The following is a 26007-nucleotide window of genomic DNA, read 5'->3' as shown; positions in this document are numbered from 1 at the left end:
GATTAAAAGTTTACCCGCATCGTTAAGCCAGCCACCCATGCATCATCGACTTCTTTTACGCCTGCAGGTTGGTAGATATATTGAATATTGGGTCTAAGCATAATTGCTGGAGACCATTGGTATGTATAATTTAACTCAATATTGAGTTCATCATGTTGTATAGGAATATAGTTTGCGGCCCAAGCATTATATTGATCATAACCATTGCTTTGATTGATCTCAATTTGACGATCTCTAGCTCGCTCATTCACCACGTAATTTGCGAATCCCAAACCGACTGAATCGTTTGGTCGATTATCGAGAACACCTTTATACCAAAGTGCGAGTTGTTGCGTGCTTTGTACCATTGTGGTGGTTTTGTCATTCACCACAGCATTCACGCTCATGAATAAACCACGTTTAGCATCACTGTTGTATTGTGTTAGTTGTTGTTGAGCATTTACCCAAAAACTGTGTTTTCCATCATGGACCTTCCCTACCGTTTTGACATCATTTGCTTTTGCAGTGGAATACAATCCACCAATTTTATATTCGCCTGGTAATTCATCAAATACTGCTAATTTAGGTTTCCATGCGAGCTCTAATGGAATGGTTGCACCTTTAACATTGTTCATATCAAGATTAAAACCATCACTATCGGATTGGGTTTTAACATTATCGGGATTTACTTCGTAAACTCCGATACCAAATGACCATTCAGGTGTAAATTGATATTTGACATTGGTGCCCCATAAACTGACTGGCCAATTGTACCAAATTGAGCCAATCGATTTACCCAGCTGTCCACCACACAAGAGTAAGTTTTGGAATTCACATTGTGAACTGTTAAAGTCATCTGACATGCCCATACGGCCAATTTTAAATTGCACAGTATTATCGGTAGAGCCTTTTTTTACCCACGCCTGCGTTAAACGCCAGATTTTTCCACGCCCATAAATTTCTTGGCTATTACCTAATGCACTTGAACGTGGGTCTTTAATACGGTCCAAAGTTAATGCATTACCATCACGTTTGGTGATCATAATAGCTGCTGTGGTATTGTCCCAACCAGAAGTTTTGCTTAAATCAAAGTTAGCCCCAAGCGTTAACTGAGCTGCATTTTTAAAGGTAGTACTGTCATTATAGCCTCCGTCAATATTTGTCGCACCCTGACTCATAATTGCAGCAGTAAACTTATAACCCTGATCTTCAAGTTGCTTTCGTTCTCCATTCCAATCTCCCAAAAGCCACTGACGATCTTGCGACCAAAAATCATTAGCACTGGTAAATTGACTACCTACAACAGCAACTGACAAAAGACTGAGTTTTAAAAATTGTTGCATAACAAAATATCCATTTTCTGTTTGAGAAACCCAAATTATTCGGACTTCCCATGCTTTGATTGTTTTATTTAATTTGAACTGCCGAGCTAAGTTCGGAGCTTGCACCATTGCGATCAGTCACATTTGCCGTCAATGAGCCAACATGTATTGGTGCTTTCCATGTTGTTTTAGCTACACCATAAGCATCAGTTGAAACAGTAACTGAACCTAAATAAAACTCAGCTTCTTGAGATTTTGCATCAGTGTTACCAAAAAATTCAACTTGATAGCGTTGCTGTGGATTTCCCTGAATAGAGACAACAATTTGCCCTTTATTCACGCTTAATTGAGGGGCTTTTATCGCTTGATTGGGAACGGCATTACAGTCTTTTTGATTGGTTGCAGTACAAGTTTTCTGCATATTTTTTGGATCAATAACCACACCACCACCGCGAGAACCGACAAAATCTGCATGTTCAAGTGCAGGTACACCAAAAACAATTGCACCTAAACGCTGATTCGTCACACATGAGCCACCTGCTTCACAGCGTTTAATATCTTTGCTATTATTCCAAATTTGATTTTTAGTCAATGTCGTATGTGTATTGGCATCTTTCTCAGAACGGATTGCGATACCAATTCGGTTGCCATGTACTTTATTACTATCAAAAATATTGCCATCACCTGTTAAATTAAAACCAAGTGAATTATTGGTCAGTTCGTTATAGGCAATGTAATTACGTTTACCCCAATTAATTTGCAAACCATCTGAATAATTTTCAAATTTATTACCCACTACCGCATTGTCATTCCCCCACAGAATTTCAATGCCTTGCGATGGCTCTGGATTAGCCTTAGTCGAGGTAAAAAGATTATTTGCAACCAAATTAAAAGCAGCCCCACGGGTTAGCTCTAAACCATCGCCATTGTCTACAAATATATTATTGAGTACTTTGTTGTTATTTGTCGTGGTTGAAGTTGAATTTCCCTTACCATCATCACCCGTCAGCATGACACCAGAACCGCCGTAATTATTACTAATACGGTTGTGTTGAATTAAATTATTACTTGAGCGATTCACTAAAACGCCAATACAAAAGCGATGTACGTCCAAACCTTTTAGCATTACGCCATTGACATCTTGTAGTACCAAACCTGGCAATGTAGTCGTTCTGACATTGGTTCCATATTGTTCAGGATTTGCACCTGGACAGGCTTTAGCACCCTCACCTTTGATATAATTTGAGCCATCAATAGCAATATATTCACCAGTTTTTTCCCACTGTGTGCCAATAATTTTGACAGATGACTTAATGGGCGGTAAAGGTTGATCTACTTTAATGATATATGGAGACTTACCCACAGCTTGAATCAGAATTTCATTTTCTTGTGCTTTATTGGCATTAGACTGTTCAATGGCCCAACGAAATGAACCTTTATTGCTATCATCTTGATAACGGTCTACCACATAAGTTTCTGCTGCAGTAAATCCTGAAGCAACTAGACCTAAAGTTAGCGCCGTTAAACGTAACATATTTAATTTCATGGTCATTTCCTTGTCCAAAATTATGGTATTGGTTGAACGGTTTTTAAAAGTTGTTTTAATTGCTCTACATCTATTTGACCAGGTGCAGATGCTTCGCCAATCATGCCAAAACTCATACTGCCACCCATATTTGCAGTAGCAATACGGGAAATAGTACCTAAGCGGCCCATTGACATAGTTAAAAGAGGTTTTTTACTGCGTTGACTCACATTTAATGTGGCATTCATTAAAGTCATAACATCTTGTTTAGACTTCGGCATGACTGCAATTTTTAATATATCTGCACCTAGTTGATTTTGTTTTAATAGACGCTGTTCAATCTCTTGTTGAGTCGGTGTTTTATTAAAATCGTGATTTGACATAATCACCAAAACCTTTTTTTGATGAGCCAATTGGGTCAATTTTTTAACACTGTCTTGCTCACGGAACATTTCAATATCCAGCAATTGCATAAACGGTTGCTTTAGATATGCAGTATAAATTTTCTCATATTCAGCATCAGACACTTTTAACTGTCCACCTTCATTCGCAGTACGAATTGTGGCAATTAATGGTTTATTTTTTAAAATTTGATTTATCTGTTTCCCTAGTGTTATCACTGCTTTGTTATTCGATGCAAAATCCAGTAAATCAATTCGAAATTCAGCTATATCTGCATTCGGATTATCTGCAATGACTTTGGCTTGAGCTAAAGCCTGTTCTACAGTTTTTGCAGTAATAGGTACAATGGTTTTCACAGGCAGTTCACCAATATTTAGATTTTTAACCTGATAAATATTCGGTGCTGTAATGATATTCAAATTTTCCGCATGTAATGGAACAAAAGCCATTGAAATTAAAGCTGCCAAACATATTTGTATGGCTAATTTATTAAAATTCATGATTCTTCTTCCTTGTGATTCAGCAGTATTAAAAAATGACTGCCGAATATCCTGAATAGATTTTTTGGATTAGATATCCAAGAAAACAGTTTCTTTTTCGCCTTGTATATAAATATCAAAACGATAAATAACGTCCCCATCACGTTCTTCACGTTTAGCAATTAAGGTTTGACGACGCGGCTCCCATTCAATGCTATTTAAGACAGGATCTTTCGCATTGGCATCACTTTCATCTTCAAAATAAATGCGTGTATTTAGACCTGTATTAATCCCGCGAGCAAAAATAATTAAGTTAATGTGTGGTGCTTGAATAGAGGCTTTACGTCCTGGAACAGAACCTGGTTTAATGGTATTGAAATACCATAGACCTGTTTTAAAATCAGCACCTGCTCGACCCCAACCATGAAAATTTTCATCGACAGGTTTATTTTGAAAATCCGCTTGGCTTGGATAAACGCCGTTCGCATCTGCCTGCCAAATTTCAACTAAAACATCACGTAATGGTACGCCAATACCATCAAAGACTTGACCTTCTAAACGAATGCGCTGACCTTGTGGATTATTTTTAACCAGGTCGTTATTAAAGTTATTTTCAAAAACTTCAATGCCTGCCTGTTTAGGCAATAAGCCAATATGTACATAAGGCCCACCTGTTTGTGAGGGTGTCTCATGTAATTCTTCAAAATTCCAATCTTTCATTTTTTATACTCCATCCATTAATGTAGTTCGTTTTCGAAGTAAGTCGCACGACGACCACGTAACGTAATATCAAAACGGTAACAACGACTATCCGCTTCAATAAAATTACTTTTATCTTCTAAAGCAATGAGTGCTCGACGCTGTTCTTCTGATGGAATGGTTTTTAGAATTGGACACGAATCGATCAACGTATCCCCCTCAAAATAGAATTGTGAAATAAGGCGTTGCGCCCAACCATCCGCAATCAATGAAAAGTGAATATGTGCAGGTCGCCATTCATTAATACGGTTACGCCAAGGGTATGGGCCCGGTTTAATGGTACGGAAAATATAGAAGCCATTTTCATCGGTCATCATGCGACCACAACCACCAAAGTTAGGATCAAGTGAGCCAATAAATTGGTCATTTGGATGGCGATAACGACCTGAAGCATTGGCTTGCCAAACTTCAAGTAAGGCATTTTTCACTGGACGACCAAACTGATCACGGACATAGCCATGCACAATCACGCGTTCACCCACAGGTAATCCTGCATTGGCACAGTTTAAAATTAGGTCATTATCTTTCGGCCCAAACTGATCTGTAGAAAAATGTGGTGCAGTCACTTCAGAAATGGTTTCACCAATGGCAATCAATGCATTTTTAGGTGAACGTAATACACTGGTTTTATAGCCTGGCGTATATGCTGGCGGATGGTCATCACTATTACGCTGTGCGTAAGCTCCCCAAATAATTTGAGACATTTGATCTCTCCTTTAAATTTATTAATTAATCCTTAACGATTTTTTCTGGGGCAATGCCCATTTCTTCAAAAATTTCTTCGGCCATATGCATCGCAGCATTGGCAGCAGGTAAACCCGCATATAAAGAAGAATGAATAAACAGTTCTTTCAAATCGTCTTTGGTCACACCATTGTTAAAACACGCACGAATATGCATACGTAATTCATCATTACGGCCTAAGGCTAACAATATAGCGATAGTCACCAAGCTACGTGTATGACGTGGCATGCCTGGACGTGACCACACTTCACCCCACGCAAAACGACTAATAAAATTTTGAAAATCTTCATTGAAATCATTCAAATTTTCTAAAGATCGTCCAACGTGTTTTTCACCTAACACTTCGGTACGAACTTGAATGCCTTGTGTGTAACGTTCTTCGTCATTCATGACATATACCTCTTAAGTTGCGTCGGTATGCGCAACAAATGATTTAATAAGAATGGCCAGTGCCGCAGCTGTTGCTGGAATCAGTAACATGCTAAGAATTGAGCTAAATGACCAATTGTTTCCGAGTAATACTGCGCCAATCCATGCACCGAATACGGCACCGAAACGACCTATACCTGACATCCATGCCACACCTGTTGCACGACATTGTGTTGGATAAAAACGTGTACTGAGTACTGGCATTGCAGACTGTGCACCATTCACGGCCATACCTGCACAAAGAATGAAAATCGCGAGTAAAGTTGGATTACCTAAACTTTGGCTGACAATAAAAGCAAAGATCCCAGCAGCAAAATAGAAGCCAGCAATGACACGGTTTGGATTAAAACGATCCATCGCCCAACCTACGAACAAGGCACTCAGTACGCCACCAAATTGGAATAAACCACCAATAAATGCTGCGCGCTCCATGGTTGCACCTGTTTCACGCATTAAGGTTGGTAACCAACTGGTCAGTAGGTAAATAATGACAAGACCCATGAAATAGGTGAACCAGAGTAAAAATGTACCTTTGGCATATTTTTTTGAAAACAATATACCAAATACACCTTTTTTCTGGGTATTTTCAGACTGTTCTTCTGGAACGTGAAATTCAGTTGCATGTGCCGCTTTTTGTGGTGCAATACGCGTTAAAATTTGTTTAACTTGTTCGGTTTTATTGCCTTTTAAAATTAGGTAACGATAAGATTCAGGTAGAAAGAAAATCACCAAGAACATCAAAATGAGTGGAGACCATCCACCAACTAAAAATAAGCTGTGCCAACCATAATTTGGAATTAGCCAACTACTGAAGAAGCCGCCAACAGCCATACCTAAGTTATAGCCGCAGAACATACAGGTCACCAATAACGAGCGACTACGTTTAGGACAATATTCAGAAAATAACGTTGTGGCATTCGGCATGGCAGCGCCTAAACCAATTCCCGTTAAAAAGCGAAAGACCACCAAGCTGTCTAAATCATTTGCATATGCACAAGCTAAAGTAAATCCACCAAAAATTAGCATTGAAATTGCTAAAACAATTTTGCGCCCAAAACGATCAGCCAATGGACCTGAAAATAAAGCACCAAAAATCATGCCGCCCAGTGCAGCACTCATCACTGGGCCAAGTTGTGAACGATCAACCCCCCAGTCTTGGGCAAGCGCAGGTGCAATAAATCCCATTGCTGCGGTATCAATACCATCAACAAAAACAATCAAAAAACAGACAACAGCAATTAACCACTGATATTTGCTTATTGGTGAATCATTAATCAATGTTTGGGCATCAATTCCTAATTTTTGCGTATAACTATCCTGAGACGCCATTGTTGCCTCCTTAAGGCCAAATCCTTTTTTTAACTATTCTATTGATTTTTATCGATAAAATTATCTAGCACTTGGCTGAACTCATCGGAGCATTCAATATTCGATAAATGAGAGGCGTCTAAACACACAAGCTCACTTTTTTGTATATGCTGTTGAATAAATTCACTATCTTCTACTGTGGTTACAGGGTCTTTCGAGCCACAAATCACTAAAGTTGGAATTTTAATCTCAGGTAATTCATGACGGACATTTGCATATGCCAAAGCACGACAGGAATTCGCATAACCCTTTGCAGGTGTTGAAGCCAGACTTAGAATAGTTTGCTGTGCTAGCGCATTATGCTGATAATCAAATTGTTCACTAAACCAACGTGTATGCGTTGTCTTAACTAAATCGCCTAACCCATTTTGCTCAACTTGATTGGCACGTGTTAACCATGTATCTGCTTGGCCAATTTTTGCAGCTGAATTTGCAACAGTGATACTTTTAAAACGAGTAGGTGCATTTAAACCAAGCCAAAGTGCAGTTAGCCCACCCATTGAAATACCACAAAAATGTGCTTGTTTAATATCTAAGGTATCCATGATATCGATCACATCTTCACCTAAATTGGCTAAATCTGTGTCATCAATCACATCACTTTTGCCATGACCACGTGTGTCATAACGAATCACTTGATAGTTTTCTTTAAAATAGGTCGCTTGTAGATCCCACATACCTTTATCTGTACCTAAAGAATTAGAAAAGATAATGGCGGGTGCATCTTTAGATCCATCAATCTGTATAGATAATGTTTTTCCTTGTCGATTGGTAATCGTGTTGATCACTTTACCTCTCCTTTGGCTTCTTTAAGTACGGCATCAATTTGATCTTGGATGTTTCCGAGATATAATTCTGGTTTAAAAATCTGTTGTAATTGCTCACGATTAAAATATTGCTGAACTTGTTCTATTTCACAAACAACCGCGTATAAATGGCGCTGTTCTGCAACAGCTTTTCTACATGCTTGCTCAACCAAATGATGGGCATTTAAACGACCAACTTTAGGAGCAAGTGCCATCATCACAGCTTCTGCCATAATTAAACCTTGTGTGGTTTCAATATTACGTTGCATGTTTTGAGTATTGACTTCTAAGCCTTTTAGCACCTCAACTGTACGTTGTAATGTCCCTGCACAAAGATTAAAAATCTCAGGTAAAGCCAGCCACTCTGCATGCCAAGAACCAAGGCTACGTTCATGTTCTTGCACCATACTTTGATATATACTCGACATGAGTGTAGGTACACGGTTAGCGGCTGCCAATATGGATGCAGCAGCAACAGGATTACGTTTATGCGGCATGGTTGAAGAACCGCCGCGACCTTTTGCTGTCGGTTCACATACTTCTGCAATTTCTGTTTGCATCATCAATGACCAATCACGCGCCATTTTCCCCGTATTACCAACCACAATGGAAAGAAAGCTTGCAATTTCAACAATACGATCTCGCTCAGTATGCCAAGTACAGCTTGGTACACTCAAATTAAGTTGTGTTCCATAAGCTTCAACAACCTGTGAACCTTGATCTAACAATGAAGCTAATGAACCTACTGCACCACCTAATTGAGCTGTGAGTACACGAGTTTTCATCTGCTCTAATCGCTCTAAATCACGTTTAAAAGTATCCGCCCAGCGTGCAGTTTTATGACCAAAAGTAATGGGTAGGCCTTGTTGTAACCAAGTACGTCCAATCATCACTTGAGTACGATATTTTTCAGCCAAATCGAGAGATGCTTGATAAGCCTTTTGCAATTGAAATTCAATGATAGTCAATGCATCACGTACTTGTAAAATACACGCTGTATCCAGAATATCTTGACTTGTTGCACCCCAATGCACGTAACTGGCTGCATCTTCATCGACAGCTTGAACTGCTGCTGTAAACTGCTTTACAAATGGAATTGCGATATTGCCTGCAAGTCCTGCTGCTTTTGCAAGATTATTAAAATCAATTGCTTGGATACCTTGATTGTTGGCAACATCGGCAATCATTGCAGCAGCAGATATAGGAATCACACCAACTTGTGCTTGTGCTTGTGCCAAAGCCACTTCAGCTTGAATCATATAGCCCAACAGAGCTTGATCACTGAAAATTTCAGTCACATCTGCTTGGTAAAATAAACTCGCATATAAGTGGCTCATGACAAGATTCCTTCACTTTGCACCCGTTGAATAATAAGAGCAATCCCTTGCCCAACACCAATACACATCGAACACAATGCATACTTTCCACCCGTTGCTTCAAGCTGATTCAATGCTGTCGTGACCAAACGTGCACCCGATGCACCTAAAGGATGACCCAAAGCAATCGCTCCACCATTGGGATTGACTTGTGTTGAGCCATCTTTAATACCCAATTCACGTGTCACTGCCAACGCTTGTGCTGCAAAGGCTTCATTTAGTTCAATGACATCCATTTGCTCAAGGGTTAAACTCGTTTGTGCTAATAGTTTCTGAATGGCTGGTGCTGGTGCAAAGCCCATAATGCGCGGTTCAACACCGATTGTAGTGGCAGCAATAATTTTGGCACGTGCTTTAAGTTGGTATTTTTCGATCGCTTCATCTGAAGCAATGAGTAATGCCGCAGCACCATCATTAATACCTGAGGCATTACCTGCAGTTACTGTACCGTCTGCTTTAACTACAGGTTTAAGCTTAGTTAGTGCCTCAATTGTAGTCGCACGCGGATGTTCATCCTGAGCGACGACAATAGGTTCGCCTTTACGCTGGGGGATCACTACCGGCACAATTTCTTTGTCAAAGAAACTACGGGCTTGAGCTGCGGCTGTACGCTGTTGGCTGATCAATGCAAACTGATCTTGATCAGCACGGTTAATATTAAACTGCTCTGCCACGTTCTCAGCTGTTTGTGGCATGGTGTCTACACCATACATTTCTTTCAGCTTTGGATTGATAAAACGCCAGCCCATGGTGGTGTCTTCTAATTTTTGACCACGACCGAAAGCGGTATCTGATTTACCCATCACCAATGGTGCACGAGACATACTCTCTACACCCCCAGCAATAATTAAATGCGCTTCACCCGCTTTAATCGCGCGTGCTGCCATGGCAATGGCATCCATTGATGAGCCACAAAGACGATTGACTGTGGTTGCAGGCACTTGATACGGCACACCTGCAAGTAGTGCAGACATGCGACCTACATTACGGTTGTCTTCACCCGCTTGGTTAGCACAGCCGTAAATTACGTCATCCACCAGTTCCCAATTCACCGATGGATTGCGTTCCATCAAGGCTTTAATCGGTAATGCACCGAGGTCATCAGCACGTACAGCGGCAAGATCACCAGCATAGCGGCCAAATGGGGTGCGAATCGCATCTACGATATAGGCATTTTTCATTTTGTTGATTATCCAGAATTCTGTATTGACTTAAGCGTGAGCCGTATCAGTGGTTGCATCTATAAGCGTGGCACCAGTCATGGCTTGGAGTTCTTCGAAAGAAAGGCCTTCCACTTTTTCAAGTACTTTTAAACCATCTACTGTCACATCAATCACGCAAAGATCAGTATAAATCCGATCAACACATTTCAAACCCGTTGCAGGATAAGACAATTCCGCCACAATCTTGGGTTCGCCTTTTTTGGTGACGTGGTCTGTGGTAATAAATACTTTTTTCGCACCAACAGCTAAATCCATTGCACCACCCACCGCGGGAATGGCATTGGCTGCGCCAGTATGCCAATTGGCCAAATCACCATTGGCTGCCACTTGGAATGCGCCCAGCACAGCAATATCTAAGTGGCCACCGCGCATCATCGCGAATGAATCTCCGTGATGGAAGAATGAACCGCCTTCCAGCAGTGTTACGAATTCTTTACCTGCATTAATCAGCTCAGGGTCACGATCTTGTTCAGCTGGTGGTGGACCAAAAGCCAATAGACCATTTTCAGAGTGTAAAAATACATCTTTATCTGCAGGTAAATAATTAGAAATTTTGGTGGGTAAACCAATGCCTAAATTGACATAAGCGCCATCTGGAATATCTTGGGCTACACGTGCAGCAATTTGGTCACGGCTTAGTTTGCTATAACTCATGATTTAGATCTCCGTTGATCGTTACTGTGCTGGTTTTACAGCAACAACATGCTGTACAAAAATACCGGGGGTAATAATATGTTCAGGATCTAAAGCACCAAGTTCAACCACTTCAGAAACTTGTGCAATGGTGATATCTGCGGCCATAGCCATGATAGGACCAAAATTACGTGCAGATTTACGGTATACCAAGTTGCCCCAACGATCACCTTGATGTGCTTTAATCAAAGCAAAGTCAGCACGAATCGGATTTTCTAATACGTAATCCTTACCTTCATAATGCATAGTTGGTTTGCCTTCAGCCAGCAATGTCCCAAAACCTGTTGGGGTATAGACCGGGCCTAAACCCATACCAGCAGCTTGAATACGACAAGCGAGATTCCCTTGTGGAACCAGCTCTAATTCAATTTTGCCAGCATGATAAAGTTCATCGAAAACATAAGAGTCAGATTGACGCGGGAAAGAACAAATGATTTTACGCACTGCACCTGCTTTCAGCAGTTTAGCTAAGCCATAATCACCATTGCCCGCATTGTTGTTCACAATAATCAGGTCTTTAATTCCCAATTCGATGAGACCGTCAATTAGTTCAGCGGGTTGGCCTGCGGTTCCGAATCCACCAATCATGATGGTGGAGCCATCTTTGATTTGAGAGAGTGCTTCTGTTAATGAGGCAGTGCTTTTATTAATCATTAGACAACTCCGTTTGTACGATACATAAAATAAGATGGAAATTAATATTTAAAATAGATAAGTCATATCAAATTTGAATCACTAAATCCCGAGTATTTTAATTAGAATTCCTTTATTTATTCTTCATTTTTTTTGATGGTACATCTACTGTAAAAAAGCAGTTTTGTTCGATATTTAGTAAATATGTTCGATGATCGAACATTTAATCTATTTTTTTAATATACTAGATAATGACTCGATTACTATTGATCTTAAAGCATCATTTAATCATGGAACTAAAGGCAACTTCATGTATATATCAAAATTAGAAGATAAAAAAATCTTACAAAATTCAGATAACCAAAAAAAAATTCGACATGAAGATTTTATTTCTGGTATCAGTAAAGGTCTGGCTATATTAGATTGTTTCGGAGCTGAACGTCATCGTTTAAATATCAGTATAGCTGCTGAAAAAACAGGTATGACGCGCGCAGCTGCCCGTCGACATTTACTTACTCTTGAATATTTGGGATATTTAGAATTTGATGGTTATTATTACTATTTAGCACCTAAAATATTAAAATTTTCAGGTGCTTATTTAAGCGGTTCGCAATTACCTAAAATTTGCCAACCTTTGTTAAATTTACTTAGCACTCAAACATCGCTTATATATTCAGTGATGGTATTAGACGGTTATGAAGCCATTACTATTGCTCGAAGTGCCGCCCATCAACAAACCGATCGAGTCAATCCTTATGGATTACATTTGGGCAACCGTTTACCTGCACATGCAACATCCGCAGGTAAAGTTTTACTCGCCTATCTAGATCTAGAAGAACAAAAAAAATGGTTGGAAAGATATCCATTGAAAAGACTAACTAAATTTAGCTGTACTGATAATGATACATTTCTGACAATTCTTGAGGAAATTAAAGAGCAAGATTGGTGCTATTCAAACGAAGAGCACGAACTTGGTGTTCATGCACTTGCCGTGCCTATTCATAGTCCAAAAGGAAATGTGGTTGCCGCATTAAATATTGTTTCACCGACAGCAAAGACAACCAAGGAGTATTTAGTTCAAAAAATTATGCCTCTGTTATTGGAAACGGCTCGAGAATTACGAAATGTAATTTAAGTAAAACTACTTTTAAGTTTCTATCACGTATTCAGTTTTGTAATAAATAGACCTAAAGTAAATTCAATACAGTTCAATTGAACTTGGATGAACATTCATGTTTTTAAAATTAATAATAGTACGTACATCTGTACCCATGTCTTTTTTCTTATTAATCGATATTTTTCTCAGTGGTTGAGTAATTGGTGAATACTAGGGCTTTGTTGTATTTCTAACATAACAGCTTTATTTTTAAATTATGAGGTATATCCTTGTCCACTCATAATGATCTCTCCTATGCAAAAAAATAGACTAAATTTGCCTAGGAGAGTGAAGGTAGCTTATTCATTCTAGATATACATTACTGAACGCACCTTTATATAAGTTTGTTCAACAAGCTTGAATAAAGAAAAAATTAGTCAATTTTGCTAATAGTTCTAAATCCGACATGACTAATGGCGAGATTTATTTCTTGTGGCTGCCTCGCAGAAGCTCTAAAACGAGCACAGTAATTCGATGCGCATAGATAGGAACCACCTTTAATTGTATAGCTATTAAATACCTTAGTTTTATGAGCGTGTAATTGTTGTTCTGTCCCCATATGATCATCATGACTACCAATAAAAGGGGTTTGTGTATATTCCCAAACATTGCCAATCATATCATATAGTCCAAACTCATTTGCTTCGAAGCAACCTACAGGTGCCACATCAGCAAAATTATCTATTTTATCATTTTTATAAGGGAATTCGCCTTGCCATACATTAGCATTCATATGTTTTTCATCTAAAGATGCACTCACATCTCTTTGCTGAGTAAAGGCTTTTGCGGCATACTCCCATTGTTCTTCGGTTGGGATTTCTCGGCCAAGCCATTCGGCATAAACCATAGCGTCTTTTAAGGTGATCATGCGGACAGGCTCATTGTCTGCAATAGGTCTAGAATTAGGACCTGTGGGTTGTTTCCAATTCGCACTCGGTACTAACTTCCACCATGTTAATTCATCAACTGCTTGCGTTGGCTGTATAAATACAGCTGCTTCACCCTGCTGCTCAGCTTCAGTCATATAACCCGTCGCTTGAATAAAACTACGAAATTGCGCATTTGTCACTTCAGTGGCATCAATCCAAAAGTCTTCAACTGTTCTTTCACTTTGGAAAACGGACCTTTCTTCAGGGTAATGATCATTGCTACCGATCTGAAAAGTACCACCTTTAATCAGGATCATTCCAGCATGTTTGGTTGCTAACCATTGCTGTGGTAAGCCACTATATGCATCACATTTAATCAAATTACCCAAGACTGTATTATCTTTACTCATTTGATTTAAATTAATATTTGAATTGCAAGCAGAAAGTATTATTACTGTTGAAAAACATAGCTTACGAAATAATGGGAATTGGCTTTTCATTTCAAAAACTCAATTAAAAGGGTGCTATATTTAAAAAATACATAACACCCGACATACGTTTCAAAGACTTATCTATCTAATTAGTCTTTCTTTATTTCGATCAAGATACTAATTATTCAATGTTGTCATAATGAATATCAAAGTTCTTATCAGTAATGAATAAGAAAGTCACATCATTATCTTCTTGAGCGCCATGAAACATGGTTTCACCTTCAGGAAACCATACAAAGCTTCCGGGAGCAAATTCACCAACCGAAGTCACTAAAATGCCATCTAAAACATACATGCCATGCGCACAATGATGCGTATGAGATTTATTCATAAAACCTGCTTTATAACAGGCTTTAGAAATTGACATCCCCGTCATATTGTCTAAAAACAACGGTTTCATAAAAATACTTGCATCAAGCTCAGGAATAGGTAATTCCTGCCAAGGCATACGATTGCTATCCATTGTGATCACTTGTGAATGACTCTCCATGTGAAACTCCTGTTTATTCCATTAAATGATATCAATTCATTACGTTAAAAATGAGTAATGATTAAAATGGGTAATTCGGCGCTTGTGCCTGAATCGTCATCCATTGCCATTGGGTAAATTCATCCACATTTGCAGGCCCACCAATGCGCGTACCGTTACCTGATGCACCAAAACCACCAAATGGATTCAGTGTTTCATCATTAACTGTTTGATTATTGATGTGTAATAAACCGACCTTTAAAGATTGTGCCACTTGCATGCCATGACTAACATTAGAGGTAATAATACCTGCGGATAAACCATAATCCCCTAGATTAGCTAATGCTATCGCTTCTTCATCTGTTGCAAATGGAATGAGGACAGCGACAGGACCAAAAATTTCTTGTTCGAAAATAGGATTGTCTTGCGTAACCTGAGACAACACAGTTGGCTCAAAGAATACACCGTTTGCTTTACCACCCACTTCGAGTTTTGCGCCCGCAGTAATCGCAGTTTGAACAAGTCCTTCGACACGTTGGCATTGTCTTTGATTGATTAATGGACCAATGTTCACACTTGAATCCATTGGGTTACCCATCCTCAATTGTTGCACTTTTTCAACCACACGTAGCTTAACGGCTTCGAAAATTGATTGATGAATCAATATCTTGCCTGAAGTCATACAAATCTGCCCTGAGTGTAGAAACACCCCCCAAGCAATATTTTGTGCCGCAAGTTCAATATCAGCATCATCTAAAATTAACAGTGAGTTTTTACCGCCTAATTCTAAAGATACTTTTTTTAATGTGCGCCCTGCACCTGCACCAATAATACGACCGACTTCAGTTGAACCTGTAAACTGAATGCTCGCAATATTCGAATCATTCACCAACGCTTCGCCAACCTCAGCACCACCCGGTAAAACATGCAGTAAACCTTTTGGCAAACCTGCAAGTTCAAAAATGCGTGCGATGACAAAACCACTACACACTGCTGTACGCTCATCCGGCTTTAACACCACGGCATTACCCAATGCCAAGGCAGGAGCAACCGCACGAATCGCTAAATACAATGGAAAATTAAAAGGTGAAATCACACCAACTACACCTAGTGGCAGACGCTTTGCCAAACTTAATTTTCCATTTTGCGTTGGAAGTACTGAACCTTGAACACTCGATGGTAAGGTCATCGCATTTTTAAGCGCTTGAATGGCTAAATCGGTTTCAAAACTTGCTTTCATGACAATCGAGCCACTTTCTTTGATCAGCCATTCGATGATGTCAGCTTTATGATCAATCGCCACTTGAATTGCATTTTCAAAAATTTGTGCACGTTCTTGGTATGACAATGTCCACCATTTTTCTTGAGCAATTTTCGCTTGTTGTGCAGAGTACTCAACATCACTTGGCTGAGCATAGCCCATGACGCCCAATGGATCGCCTGTTGCCACTTCAGTCACCGCATAGTTTTTTTCTGCGACTGTCCATTGACCATTAAAAAAACGATTTTCCCAAATTTCAGTTGCTAATATACTCATTTTTCTATCCTTAACTCATTTAAATGTGATCAAAACACAATCACGATTTACGTCGAAATCCCTTCCAATATAGGTAAAAACCAATATATTGTGTTAGATATATTGAGTATATGCATATAGCATGCCAAAAAATATTTCAATAAAATTCAAAAGCATATAAAAGCATGGTGATTTTTTGTCTATATTTCTGACAAATAATAAAAATAGAATGTCCAAAAATAAGACACTCTATTTTATTAATTATTCATATGCTTAATAAAAACTAAAAATGAGCAAAAATGCTTACTGACAATAGCTACTTTAAATACTTATAAACTGTTGATCTCGAAATTTTAAGTCTTTTTGCAACTTTAGTTACATTCATATTTTCTTCTTGATAAACACGTTTAACAGTTTCTCTGGTTAAATCTTCTAAGTCAGATTTCTGCTGGATCTGGACCATTTCTACGGAAGATTCATCCTGTAATAACAGTTCAGTAATAATGTCATCATCTGAAAAAACAGCAGATATTTTAAGTACATTCATGAGTTCACGAATATTCCCCGGCCAAGGATAATTTAAAATCTGCACTTTAACTTTGTCTGAATAGCGATAATCACCTAAATTTGCCAAAATAGTATTTGCAATCGTGAGCTTATCATCCCGATCTCTCAGCGGACTCAACTCAATTTCATAACCCCGAATACGATAATATAAATCACTACGAAATAATCCTTGATCGACTAAATCTTTCAGCTTTCGATTGGTTGCACAAATAAGTTTAAAATTAGATTTTAAGGCTGTGCGACCACCAACTCGATAAAACGTATTGTCTTGCAACACACGTAAGACTTTGACTTGTAAGTGAATAGGTAAATCACCCAATTCATCTAAAAATAAGAAACCGCCATTTGCCATTTCTACCAAGCCAATCTGCCCTTTGGCTTTTGCACCAGTAAATGCACCACCCTCATATCCGAATAATTCTGCCTCAAGTAAATTATCAGGTATTGCACCACAATTAATTGAAATAAAGGGTAGATTTTCAAATTTATCATGGATTTGTTGTGCTAGAAACTCTTTCCCTGTCCCTGTTTCCCCCGTAATTAAAATAGGAATATTCGCCTGAATGGCGCGGATACATTTTTGTAATTTAACATCCCCTACTTGACTCTTTTTTTTCTGTGGATGAATCACTTTGGCATAACAAAATGCATGATCATTTTTCTTGAGTAATTGGATATCACCAATTTTATGCATTGAAGATTCAATATTTTCAAATATGTGTGCAATTTCAATACCCAATACATCTTTGACACTACAGCCGATCAATTGACTTGCTACCTGATTCATATGCGTAATTTGACCATATTGGTTAAATCCAATGACTCCTGTATATGCGCTAGCGATTAGATCTGGTGTATTTTGAAAATACAAAATATAGATCGCTTCTTGTGATTTACTTATAAAATCATTCTCAAACTTATAAGACTGATAAAGCAAATGATGCAACCAATTACCTGTAGAAATTGAGGTTTTCGAGGTAATATCCAATGCGCCAAGAACATCTCCCTGCCCATTAAAAATAGGGACAGAAGCGCATGAAAATGAAGAAAATTCTTTTAAATAATGTTGGTGACCATTTAGAGTCATGGGTAATCGAGTATCGATACTACAAATAGGAGCAATCGTACCAAAATTTTCTTCGGATACGACTCTACCTACTTTAAGAAAACTATAAAGATCGTCTGTAATATCATCGTGTAATTCTTTAACAATCAAACCAGCATTATTAATCAAAAAAACACTAATATCTTGCTGTCTATATAAGTTAAAAATATCTTCTAAATAAGGTTGTGTCAGTTTAGCAAGCTGGTGGTCATCACATGTTAATAATTTAATTTCAAAATTTCGTTGACTAACCACTGAGCTATATGGTGTTAAACCTGCATTTTTTGAATTTTGCCATGAGTCTAAAATTGGTATCTGATACGCTTCGATTTCAGGTCTAATCCCTAACTCGAAAAAATCATACTTTATACTTTCCCATGATTGCTGTTCAATCAAATTATTCATAAAAATCCCTTTTAGAACATAATATAATGATCGATATATGTAATTAAATAATTATTTAATAAGTTTCGTCAGCCCATTATGACTAAATTTAATTCAATAAATATTTTTACGTCTCTTCTTAATTATAAAATAAGCAATGTTGATTGATAATAGTCATTTTAAGCATAATAAAATACATTTAAAATCTAGATAAAAAATTAAACCAGTAATAATAAAAATATATGTAAAAATTGATATAATATTTATTTTTTTTAATAATTTTAGTTTTCACTCAAAAATAAATTGTGCTCCACATGCATATATAATTTATATAAAAAAGTTAATCAATTCGGTTTCAGTTCAGAATATTCACTTTTATTATTAGATCCACCATGATCATATGTTTTAAATTTGGACATAATATGTAACTAACCGTTAACTATCTATACACACCAAAAAATATAAAGAAATAACCAATTGATTTAATTAATTTTTAATTATTGGCACAGTTCATGCAAAATAGCAGGGATAAGAAGGATGCTATTCGGTAATGATCGTATTACTCAATCATTTTTATTGTTAATGTAAAGGAGCTACGTTGATGAAAATTTTTAGTAAATTTAAAATTAAGCAAATTAATATATTGCTTTTACCACTTTCTAGCCTCATTGGAGGTATTCCCGTTATCGCTGTTTCACAAGATATTTTACCATTTCCATCAACGCCTACAGCTAGTATTGCTAAAGATACGATGGAAGAATCAACACATATTCGCCGTATTGAACAACAAAAACTTCCCGCAGATGCACCGAATATTTTAATTATATTACTCGATGATGTCGGACCTGGCATTCCGGATACCTATGGTGGTTTAATTCATACCCCCAACTTAAGTCGTGTCGCCAATCAAGGGATTTCATATAATCAGTTTCACTCAACTGCTATGTGTTCCCCTACTCGCGCGGCATTACTGACTGGGCGTAATCATACCCGTGTAGGCAATGGTCAAATTACTGAACTTGCTAACGATTGGGATGGTTTTAGTGGTGTTATTCCTAAAACTTCTGCAACTTTCGCTGAAGTACTTAAAAATTATGGCTACAGTACAGCAGCTTTTGGTAAATGGCATAACACACCTACAGCACACACGACACAAGCTGGACCGTTCGACTATTGGCCAACAAATTATGGTTTTGAGCATTTTTATGGCTTTTTTGGCGGAGAAGCGTCTCAATACGATCCATCGCTCATTTTGAATACAAGCTACATTGATAAGCCTGCAAAAACGTCTCAAGGTGAATATCACCTTACCGATGATCTTACGGATCATATGATTGGCTGGATGAAAACACAAAAAACATTAAGTCCAAATAAACCATTACTGATGTATTGGGCTCCAGGTGCTGTACACGGTCCTCATCAAGTCGATAAAAAGTGGGCGGATAAATATAAAGGAAAATTCGATGCAGGATGGGATGAATACCGTAAGGTTGCTTTTGAACGACAAAAAAAATTAGGTTTTATTCCTAAAAATGCAACATTAACACCTCGACCAGATTCATTACCTGCTTGGGATAGCATCCCTCAGAATGAACGCGCGTTTCAAACACGATTAATGGAAGTCTTTGCTGGCTTTGTGGAGCACACTGACTATAACGTTGGACGTATTTTAAATGGTCTTGATGATATAGGGGTAGCTGATAATACGTTGGTTTATTATATTTGGGGTGACAATGGTTCTAGTGCAGAAGGCTTACAAGGTACGATTAGTGAAATGCTCGTACTCAACCGAATACCGAGTAAAATTGATGATCATATTCGTGTGCTCAATGATGAGCTAGATGGACTAGATGCATTGGGTACTGCCAAAACGAGCAGTATGTACCATGCTGGATGGGCATGGGCGGGTTCTACACCATTTAAAGGAACTAAATTAGTCGCGTCAACATTTGGGGGGACACGTCAACCCTTAGCCGTGTCTTGGCCTAGAAAAATAAAAGCAGATCCTCATTTTCGATCTCAATTCCATCATGTCAATGATATCGCCCCAACGATTTATGAGTTGTTAAATATCACTCCACCTAAAGTGGTAAATGGTTTTCAACAAGATACGCTAGATGGCATTAGTATGGCTTATACCTTTAATCATGCAAAAGCGAAAGCACAAAAACACACCCAATTCTTCGATATTATGGGTAGTCGTGCAATTTATAAAGATGGTTGGATAGCAGGTACGTTTGGGCCACGTATTCCTTGGAGCGCAGCGAATCCAGGTATGGCAACATGGACACCAAATAAAGATGTATGGGAACTCTACAACTTAAAAGAGGACTTTACTCAAGCCAATGATTTAGCAACAAGATACCCAGAAAAATTGGAAGCATTGAAAAACAACTTCATGGATGAATCTCGTAAAAATAAAAACTTACCTATTGGTGGTGCGCTCTATACCATGATTCATCCAGATAAAATGACGGTTAACCCCGCTACAGAATACAATTATAAGTCTGTAATTACACGTATTCCTGAGTTCACAGCACCACGTTTAGCGAGCCGAAATAACAAACTGACCATTGATGTTAAAAATCCTGAAAATGCCAATGGTGTTTTATTTGCAATGGGGGGCTTTGGCGGTGGTGTTAGCTTATTTATTCAAGATGGTATTTTGCATTATGAATATAACGCATTTGAAATTGAACACACTAAAATTAAAAGTACAAATAAATTGCCTATAGGTGATTTAAAAATTGAAGTCATCCTTAATAAAAAGCCCTCTATTGAAGGAATTCAGCACTTATCATCGGGTGATTTACAAATTTTAGTCAATGGTCAGCCCTTTGCCCAAGGTACAGTGCCCAAATTAGTTTCTTTTGGATTTACAGTCAATGAAACTTTCGATATAGGCTCAGATGTCGGTTCACCTGTCTCACAAGCTTATTATGATCAAGCTCCTTTTGCTTATAACGGAAGCATTAAAAACTTAAATGTGAAATATACAAATTAATTTTCTCATTTTAAGTTTAACTGTTTCAGCTTAGTAGATATGACCTAAAAATCTGCGCTTCTAAAGAATATGTCTTCACTTTCAAACCTAATAGACGACTTTTCATTATTTGCAAAGTCGTTGGTGGAGTCTTGTCTTTTTTAACCTAAATATCGTTAAAAAAATTATTCCATCTAAAAAACTTTATAGCAACAGGATCGTTGCGTATTTAAATCCATTAAGGAAAATTTCAATGAAACATTTCACTTTTACTTTACTTTACTTAAGTTTAGTCGCGACAAGTTCAGTAAATGCACAACTTATTGATCAATCTATAGCAACGTTGACGACTAAAAATGTTTATATTGATCGAAATTATATTGGAAAAAATGTCCCTCAAGTAGCCTCTAAAGAATGGGCTCAAGGATTAATTTTAAATTTAAACTCAGGCTATACGGAGGGTTTAATTGGGGCTGGTGTTGATCTTTATGCAGGTCTTGGAATTAAACTCTGGGGCGATGCAGAACATTCACGTGGCACAGGAATGCTGCCTATCGATTTAAAAACTGGTGAGCCTACAGATACTTTTGCAGAAATTGCAGCGACTGTAAAATTTAAATACGCAGAGACAGAATTAAAATATGGAACATTATTTCCCAAAACGCCTGTTGTTATAGCATCATTTAGTCGGGCTTTACCTCAAGCTTATCGAGGTCTACAGCTTATTTCTAAGGATCTTGAAAAAATAAAAATAGAAATGACATATCTTGATCAAGTAAATCATAGGGATTCTACAAATTATGAAAAAATTAAATTAATTCCTGCCAATGGCCGTTTTAAACCAATAGAAAGTGATCATCTTTATTATATCGGTACAAATTACTCACTAAATCCTCAAACTGAAATTTCTTTATTTCATGCCAATTTAGACGATATTTATTGTCAATATTATTTAGGGCTCAATCATATTTACCCGATGAATAATGAAATGAATCTTTCAACAGATTTCCGTTATTTTAGAACCGTGGATACGGGTCAAAAAATGGCAGGAAAAATTGATAATCATCACGGAAACTTTATTTTAGGTTTATCTAAAAACAATCATAAATTCAGTGTTGGGTATATTCATAACTCAGGTGATACTGCTTTTCCTTATTTAAGTGGTGGAGAAACAGCAACATATATGGACTCTTGGGCAACAGACTTTCTTAATCAAAATGAAAAAGCCTACACGATTCGCTATGACTATAATTTTAAAGATTATGTTCCTGGGCTGAAAGCCATGACACGTTATACTTATGGCAAAGATATTCGCCTTGATCATATTACAGAATTAAAAGACAAAGAATTATATGAAAAAGAACTGGGATTCGACCTGATTTACCAAATCCAAACAGGTACATTCAAAGGGCTAAATTTCCGAGGTCGTTATGCAAATTATGATAATAACTTTGGATCTCGGCCTACTTTTAAATCTGCGAATGAAACACGCTTTAACATAGATTATACGTGGAAGTTCAAATAATCAGCTGTCACAAATTACGATTTTTAATCATTTCATCGACAGACGTCTTTAAGTGAGTCTGTCAGATTTATTCCAGTGTCTTATTTTTAGACATGCGTCTATAAAAAAGACACAAATAAATTAGTATTAAAAAATAATTAATTTAAATCAATGACTTATTTTTGGCATATTTCTTGATTGATACTCTCTATGGCTGAGAGATGGCATAGCATCAAAAGATTTAAATTTAATCTAATTTTTAATATGGAATACATAACTTAAAGGATATAAACATGACTGATTTAATTGATATTCAAGCAGCTGTTACTGAAGGAAAAGGTGCTGATTTTGAATTAAAAAACTTAAAAATTAGACCACCAAGAGACAATGAAGTTTTGGTTAAAATTATTGCGACAGGTATGTGCCACACCGATCTTATCGTTCGAGATCAGTACTACCCTGTTCCTTTACCTGCTGTATTGGGACATGAAGGTGCTGGTATTATTGAAGAGATCGGAAGTGCTGTAAAAGATTTAGCGGTGGGTGATCATGTTGTTTTGAGCTACGGATATTGTGGTACTTGTAAACAATGTAATTCAGGTAATCCCGCCTACTGTATTGATTTTTTTGGGCGGAACTTTAGCGGTGCAGATACACAAGGTGAAAATGCCATTTGTCGACATAATTCTGAAGCTGTTCACGATCATTTCTTTGCGCAGTCTTCATTTTCAACCTACGCCCTAAGCCTTGAAAATAACACTATTAAAGTCGATAAAAATGCGCCTTTAGAACTACTTGGTCCTTTAGGTTGTGGCATCCAAACAGGTGCAGGTGCTGTCATGAATAACTTAAAAGTAACCCCTGCAAGTAGCTTTGTCACCTTTGGTGCAGGTGCCGTAGGTTTAAGCGCACTTTTAGCCGCTAAAATTTGTGGTGCAACCACAATTATTGCCGTCGATATTGTAGAAAGCCGATTAGAACTTGCCAAAGAACTTGGTGCAACACATGTCATTAACAGTAAGAATGTAGATTCTGTACAAGCCATTAAAGACATCACAGAAGGTGGTGTTGCTTTCGCTTTAGAGTCGACAGGTCGTCCTGAAATTTTGAAACAAGGTATTGATGCCTTAGGAATATTAGGAAAACTCGCTATTGTAGGCGCTCCAGCTTTAGGAACCTTGGCTCAATTTGATGTAAACGATCTTTTGTTAGGTGGAAAAACAATTGTAGGTGTCGTTGAAGGCAGTAGTGTTCCAAAAACATTTATTCCTGAGCTTGTAACTTTATATCAAAAAGGCTTATTCCCATTTGATAAGCTTGTGAAATTTTATAATTTTGAAGATATCAACCAAGCAGCTATTGATAGTCAAACTGGCATAACACTCAAGCCAATTATACGAATTTCTCAGTCGCATTAATTTCAATCAGCCATTGCGCTTTACAGCGCAATGGCTTTTTTTTGATTCAATTTTTTAGTTAAAACCTAAATTTCAATACAGTTTAAAGCACGTTTAGCTAATTATCTCAATCAGGATTTTTTCATGAAATATGGACTGAAATTATTTGTTTTAAGTGTGGGTTTATTTGCATACCCTACTTATGCTGCACTTGCAGAACAAAAAGTACCACAATTAGAAAGAAAGCAAGATTTACAGAATGCTCAACGTGGCTTTATTGCACGTCCTTATGGCACCTTAGTAGATGAGCAAGGTAAATTAATTTGGTCTTATGATGATTATAAATTCTTAGAAAATTATGCAGGTAATTCAATTAATCCAAAACTGCTTACTCAAGCAAAGTTAAATCAAAATATTGGCTTATTTAAAGTGACCGATGGTGTTTGGCAACTCAGAGGTTTTGATTTGGCCAATATTACCGTGATTGAAGGTAAAACAGGTTGGATTATTGTCGATACTTTAGCCTCTAAAGAAACAGCCGAAGCTGCTTTAAAATTCTTACGGACACAATTAGGTCATAAAAAAATTAGTGCAATTGTTTTAACCCATAATCACTATGATCATTTTGGTGGAGTTGAAGCTTTTCTTGAGGATAAAAATATTCCAATTATTGCACCATCAGGTTTTATGGATGCAGCAACCAGTGAAAATATTATGGCCGGCCCAATTATGGGTAAACGTGCTGCTTATATGTTTGGAATGAACTTAGATGTTAATGAAAAACAATTGGTGGATAGTGGATTAGGTAAAGGACTTTCTTTTGGCACGGTAACAATTGTTCAACCCACTATTTTAATTGACCAACCCTCACAAAAACTTAATGTGGATGGTATTGACTTTGACTTCTTTAATGTCCCTGCTTCTGAAGCACCTTCTGAACTCACTTTTAGCATTGAAAGCAAAAAACTCTATTGTGGTTCAGAAATCATTACTCATACGATGCATAATTTATATACCTTAAGAGGTGCAAAAGCTCGAGATACCTTAAAATGGGTAAAATATCTGAATGAAGCTAAAGATTATAATGATCGTGCTGGAACTGAAGTGTTAGTTTCACAGCATCATTGGCCTGTTTGGGGGAATCAGAATATTTCTGAATTTATAGCCTTGCACCGTGATGTTTATAAATTTTTACATGATCAGACTTTAAAAATGATGAATCAGAGTTACACGGCAGATGAAATTGTAGAACAAATTAAATTACCCGAAAATTTAAATAAACAGCTATCTATAGGTGGCTACTACGGTAGCATCAAACATAATGTAAAAGGAATTTATCAATATTATATTGGATGGTTTGATGGTAATCCTGCTAATTTAGACATGCTACCAAGGAAGCAACGAAGTTTAAAATACGTCAGTATATTGGGCGGTGAAAATGCTGTACTCAGGTCAGCTCTAGAGGCTCAAAAACAAAAAGAATTCCGCTGGGCAGCAGAGCTTTTGAATCATATTTTAAATGTTAATGCTAACAATGATGCGGCAAAAAAAGTACTTTCCGAGGTTTATTTAACCTTAGGATATGATGCGGAATCGGTATCTTGGCGGAATTTTTATATTAGCGCAGCTAAAGATTTACGCAATGAAAAATCAACTTATGACCGTAAAAAAATTGATATGTCAGCTATTTTACAGCAAGCACCGTCTACACTTTCCTTGAAAAACTATCAACACTTGTAAACGTAAATGCGAATGATACTGTTATTTATATCAATATCGACAATATAGATGTATATGAAATTTCGCTTAAAAATTCAGTTATGAATTA

Annotated in this window: 21 protein-coding genes; 5 read left to right on the top strand and 16 right to left on the bottom strand. The window is 37.5% G+C overall.

Annotation, left to right across the window (positions count from 1 at the left end):
• Nucleotides 1–2 precede the first annotated feature (2 nt).
• The 12 genes from B9T27_RS13355 to B9T27_RS13300 form a co-directional block, all read right to left on the bottom strand.
• Nucleotides 3–1322 (bottom strand): carbohydrate porin, encoded by a 1320-nt coding sequence (locus B9T27_RS13355; RefSeq protein ID WP_086207357.1) that lies wholly within the window; start codon nucleotides 1320–1322, stop codon nucleotides 3–5.
• A 64-nt stretch (nucleotides 1323–1386) separates the two neighbouring features.
• Nucleotides 1387–2847, bottom strand: a complete 1461-nt coding sequence (locus B9T27_RS13350) for a NosD domain-containing protein (protein WP_086207305.1) — start codon at nucleotides 2845–2847, stop codon at nucleotides 1387–1389.
• A gap of 20 nt (nucleotides 2848–2867) precedes the next feature.
• Entirely contained in the window at nucleotides 2868–3677 is an 810-nt protein-coding gene (gene aroD, locus B9T27_RS13345) for a type I 3-dehydroquinate dehydratase (RefSeq protein ID WP_416224409.1), read from the bottom strand.
• A gap of 120 nt (nucleotides 3678–3797) precedes the next feature.
• Nucleotides 3798–4427, bottom strand: coding sequence for a protocatechuate 3,4-dioxygenase subunit alpha (pcaG, locus tag B9T27_RS13340; protein ID WP_086207303.1), 630 nt, complete (start codon nucleotides 4425–4427; stop codon nucleotides 3798–3800).
• Between the two features lie 17 nt (nucleotides 4428–4444).
• Complete coding sequence (gene pcaH / locus B9T27_RS13335) at nucleotides 4445–5170, bottom strand: protocatechuate 3,4-dioxygenase subunit beta (protein WP_086207302.1); 726 nt, start codon at nucleotides 5168–5170, stop codon at nucleotides 4445–4447.
• Nucleotides 5171–5195: 25 nt separating this feature from the next.
• Nucleotides 5196–5600 (bottom strand): 4-carboxymuconolactone decarboxylase, encoded by a 405-nt coding sequence (gene pcaC / locus B9T27_RS13330; protein WP_086207301.1) that lies wholly within the window; start codon nucleotides 5598–5600, stop codon nucleotides 5196–5198.
• Between the two features lie 12 nt (nucleotides 5601–5612).
• A complete protein-coding gene (locus B9T27_RS13325) occupies nucleotides 5613–6968 on the bottom strand; it encodes an MFS transporter (protein ID WP_086207300.1) in 1356 nt (451 codons plus the stop codon).
• A 38-nt stretch (nucleotides 6969–7006) separates the two neighbouring features.
• Entirely contained in the window at nucleotides 7007–7795 is a 789-nt protein-coding gene (pcaD, locus tag B9T27_RS13320; RefSeq protein WP_086207299.1) for a 3-oxoadipate enol-lactonase, read from the bottom strand.
• Entirely contained in the window at nucleotides 7792–9150 is a 1359-nt protein-coding gene (pcaB, locus tag B9T27_RS13315) for a 3-carboxy-cis,cis-muconate cycloisomerase (protein ID WP_086207298.1), read from the bottom strand. The genes pcaD and pcaB overlap by 4 nt, the downstream gene beginning before the upstream one ends.
• Nucleotides 9147–10370, bottom strand: a complete 1224-nt coding sequence (pcaF, locus tag B9T27_RS13310; protein ID WP_086207297.1) for a 3-oxoadipyl-CoA thiolase — start codon at nucleotides 10368–10370, stop codon at nucleotides 9147–9149. Before pcaF ends, pcaB begins: the two co-directional genes overlap by 4 nt.
• A 30-nt stretch (nucleotides 10371–10400) precedes the next feature.
• A complete protein-coding gene (locus tag B9T27_RS13305) occupies nucleotides 10401–11066 on the bottom strand; it encodes a 3-oxoacid CoA-transferase subunit B (RefSeq protein WP_086207296.1) in 666 nt (221 codons plus the stop codon).
• A gap of 21 nt (nucleotides 11067–11087) precedes the next feature.
• Complete coding sequence (locus tag B9T27_RS13300) at nucleotides 11088–11759, bottom strand: 3-oxoacid CoA-transferase subunit A (RefSeq protein WP_086207295.1); 672 nt, start codon at nucleotides 11757–11759, stop codon at nucleotides 11088–11090.
• Nucleotides 11760–12048: 289 nt separating this feature from the next.
• On the opposite strand from B9T27_RS13300, the gene pcaU reads away from it, so the two are divergent.
• On the top strand, nucleotides 12049–12873 hold the full coding sequence (gene pcaU, locus B9T27_RS13295; RefSeq protein WP_086207294.1) for an IclR family transcriptional regulator PcaU: 825 nt from the start codon (nucleotides 12049–12051) through the stop codon (nucleotides 12871–12873).
• Nucleotides 12874–13267: 394 nt separating this feature from the next.
• Here pcaU and B9T27_RS13290 read toward each other — a convergent pair whose 3' ends face one another.
• The 4 genes from B9T27_RS13290 to B9T27_RS13275 all read right to left on the bottom strand — a co-directional run bounded on the left by B9T27_RS13290 (nucleotide 13268) and on the right by B9T27_RS13275 (nucleotide 18316).
• The gene (locus tag B9T27_RS13290) at nucleotides 13268–14173 is read right to left on the bottom strand and encodes a formylglycine-generating enzyme family protein (protein ID WP_086207356.1); all 906 of its coding nucleotides are present in this window, start codon (nucleotides 14171–14173) and stop codon (nucleotides 13268–13270) included.
• Nucleotides 14174–14375: 202 nt separating this feature from the next.
• Complete coding sequence (locus B9T27_RS13285) at nucleotides 14376–14744, bottom strand: cupin domain-containing protein (protein WP_086207293.1); 369 nt, start codon at nucleotides 14742–14744, stop codon at nucleotides 14376–14378.
• A gap of 61 nt (nucleotides 14745–14805) precedes the next feature.
• Entirely contained in the window at nucleotides 14806–16260 is a 1455-nt protein-coding gene (locus tag B9T27_RS13280; RefSeq protein WP_086207292.1) for a benzaldehyde dehydrogenase, read from the bottom strand.
• A 295-nt stretch (nucleotides 16261–16555) separates the two neighbouring features.
• The gene (locus B9T27_RS13275; RefSeq protein ID WP_086207291.1) at nucleotides 16556–18316 is read right to left on the bottom strand and encodes a sigma-54-dependent Fis family transcriptional regulator; all 1761 of its coding nucleotides are present in this window, start codon (nucleotides 18314–18316) and stop codon (nucleotides 16556–16558) included.
• Nucleotides 18317–18896: 580 nt separating this feature from the next.
• Here B9T27_RS13275 and B9T27_RS13270 point away from each other — a divergent pair.
• From B9T27_RS13270 to B9T27_RS13255, 4 genes are all read left to right on the top strand, one after another.
• Nucleotides 18897–21299, top strand: a complete 2403-nt coding sequence (locus B9T27_RS13270) for an arylsulfatase (protein ID WP_086207290.1) — start codon at nucleotides 18897–18899, stop codon at nucleotides 21297–21299.
• Nucleotides 21300–21531: 232 nt separating this feature from the next.
• Nucleotides 21532–22803, top strand: coding sequence for an OprD family outer membrane porin (locus B9T27_RS13265; RefSeq protein ID WP_086207289.1), 1272 nt, complete (start codon nucleotides 21532–21534; stop codon nucleotides 22801–22803).
• A gap of 272 nt (nucleotides 22804–23075) precedes the next feature.
• Nucleotides 23076–24200, top strand: coding sequence for an NAD(P)-dependent alcohol dehydrogenase (locus tag B9T27_RS13260; protein WP_086207288.1), 1125 nt, complete (start codon nucleotides 23076–23078; stop codon nucleotides 24198–24200).
• 123 nt (nucleotides 24201–24323) lie between these two features.
• A complete protein-coding gene (locus B9T27_RS13255) occupies nucleotides 24324–25919 on the top strand; it encodes an alkyl/aryl-sulfatase (RefSeq protein ID WP_086207287.1) in 1596 nt (531 codons plus the stop codon).
• The last annotated feature ends 88 nt before the right edge of the window (nucleotides 25920–26007 follow it).

Source organism: Acinetobacter sp. ANC 4648 (genome assembly GCF_002135345.1).
Taxonomy (GTDB): Bacteria; Pseudomonadota; Gammaproteobacteria; order Pseudomonadales; family Moraxellaceae; genus Acinetobacter.
Note: the sequence above shows the minus strand (reverse complement) of the source record. Positions and strands in the feature narration are given on the sequence as shown.

What these genes read in the sequence shown, in the direction of transcription:
- B9T27_RS13355 (WP_086207357.1), bottom strand. Translation starts at nt 1,322, where the DNA reads ATGCAACAATTTTTAAAACTCAGTCTTTTGTCAGTTGCTGTTGTAGGT.
- B9T27_RS13350 (WP_086207305.1), bottom strand. Translation starts at nt 2,847, where the DNA reads ATGAAATTAAATATGTTACGTTTAACGGCGCTAACTTTAGGTCTAGTT.
- aroD (WP_416224409.1), bottom strand. Translation starts at nt 3,677, where the DNA reads ATGGCTTTTGTTCCATTACATGCGGAAAATTTGAATATCATTACAGCA.
- pcaG (WP_086207303.1), bottom strand. Translation starts at nt 4,427, where the DNA reads ATGAAAGATTGGAATTTTGAAGAATTACATGAGACACCCTCACAAACA.
- pcaH (WP_086207302.1), bottom strand. Translation starts at nt 5,170, where the DNA reads ATGTCTCAAATTATTTGGGGAGCTTACGCACAGCGTAATAGTGATGAC.
- pcaC (WP_086207301.1), bottom strand. Translation starts at nt 5,600, where the DNA reads ATGAATGACGAAGAACGTTACACACAAGGCATTCAAGTTCGTACCGAA.
- B9T27_RS13325 (WP_086207300.1), bottom strand. Translation starts at nt 6,968, where the DNA reads ATGGCGTCTCAGGATAGTTATACGCAAAAATTAGGAATTGATGCCCAA.
- pcaB (WP_086207298.1), bottom strand. Translation starts at nt 9,150, where the DNA reads ATGAGCCACTTATATGCGAGTTTATTTTACCAAGCAGATGTGACTGAA.
- pcaF (WP_086207297.1), bottom strand. Translation starts at nt 10,370, where the DNA reads ATGAAAAATGCCTATATCGTAGATGCGATTCGCACCCCATTTGGCCGC.
- B9T27_RS13305 (WP_086207296.1), bottom strand. Translation starts at nt 11,066, where the DNA reads ATGAGTTATAGCAAACTAAGCCGTGACCAAATTGCTGCACGTGTAGCC.
- B9T27_RS13300 (WP_086207295.1), bottom strand. Translation starts at nt 11,759, where the DNA reads ATGATTAATAAAAGCACTGCCTCATTAACAGAAGCACTCTCTCAAATC.
- pcaU (WP_086207294.1), top strand. Translation starts at nt 12,049, where the DNA reads ATGTATATATCAAAATTAGAAGATAAAAAAATCTTACAAAATTCAGAT.
- B9T27_RS13290 (WP_086207356.1), bottom strand. Translation starts at nt 14,173, where the DNA reads ATGAGTAAAGATAATACAGTCTTGGGTAATTTGATTAAATGTGATGCA.
- B9T27_RS13285 (WP_086207293.1), bottom strand. Translation starts at nt 14,744, where the DNA reads ATGGAGAGTCATTCACAAGTGATCACAATGGATAGCAATCGTATGCCT.
- B9T27_RS13280 (WP_086207292.1), bottom strand. Translation starts at nt 16,260, where the DNA reads ATGAGTATATTAGCAACTGAAATTTGGGAAAATCGTTTTTTTAATGGT.
- B9T27_RS13275 (WP_086207291.1), bottom strand. Translation starts at nt 18,316, where the DNA reads ATGAATAATTTGATTGAACAGCAATCATGGGAAAGTATAAAGTATGAT.
- B9T27_RS13270 (WP_086207290.1), top strand. Translation starts at nt 18,897, where the DNA reads ATGAAAATTTTTAGTAAATTTAAAATTAAGCAAATTAATATATTGCTT.
- B9T27_RS13265 (WP_086207289.1), top strand. Translation starts at nt 21,532, where the DNA reads ATGAAACATTTCACTTTTACTTTACTTTACTTAAGTTTAGTCGCGACA.
- B9T27_RS13260 (WP_086207288.1), top strand. Translation starts at nt 23,076, where the DNA reads ATGACTGATTTAATTGATATTCAAGCAGCTGTTACTGAAGGAAAAGGT.
- B9T27_RS13255 (WP_086207287.1), top strand. Translation starts at nt 24,324, where the DNA reads ATGAAATATGGACTGAAATTATTTGTTTTAAGTGTGGGTTTATTTGCA.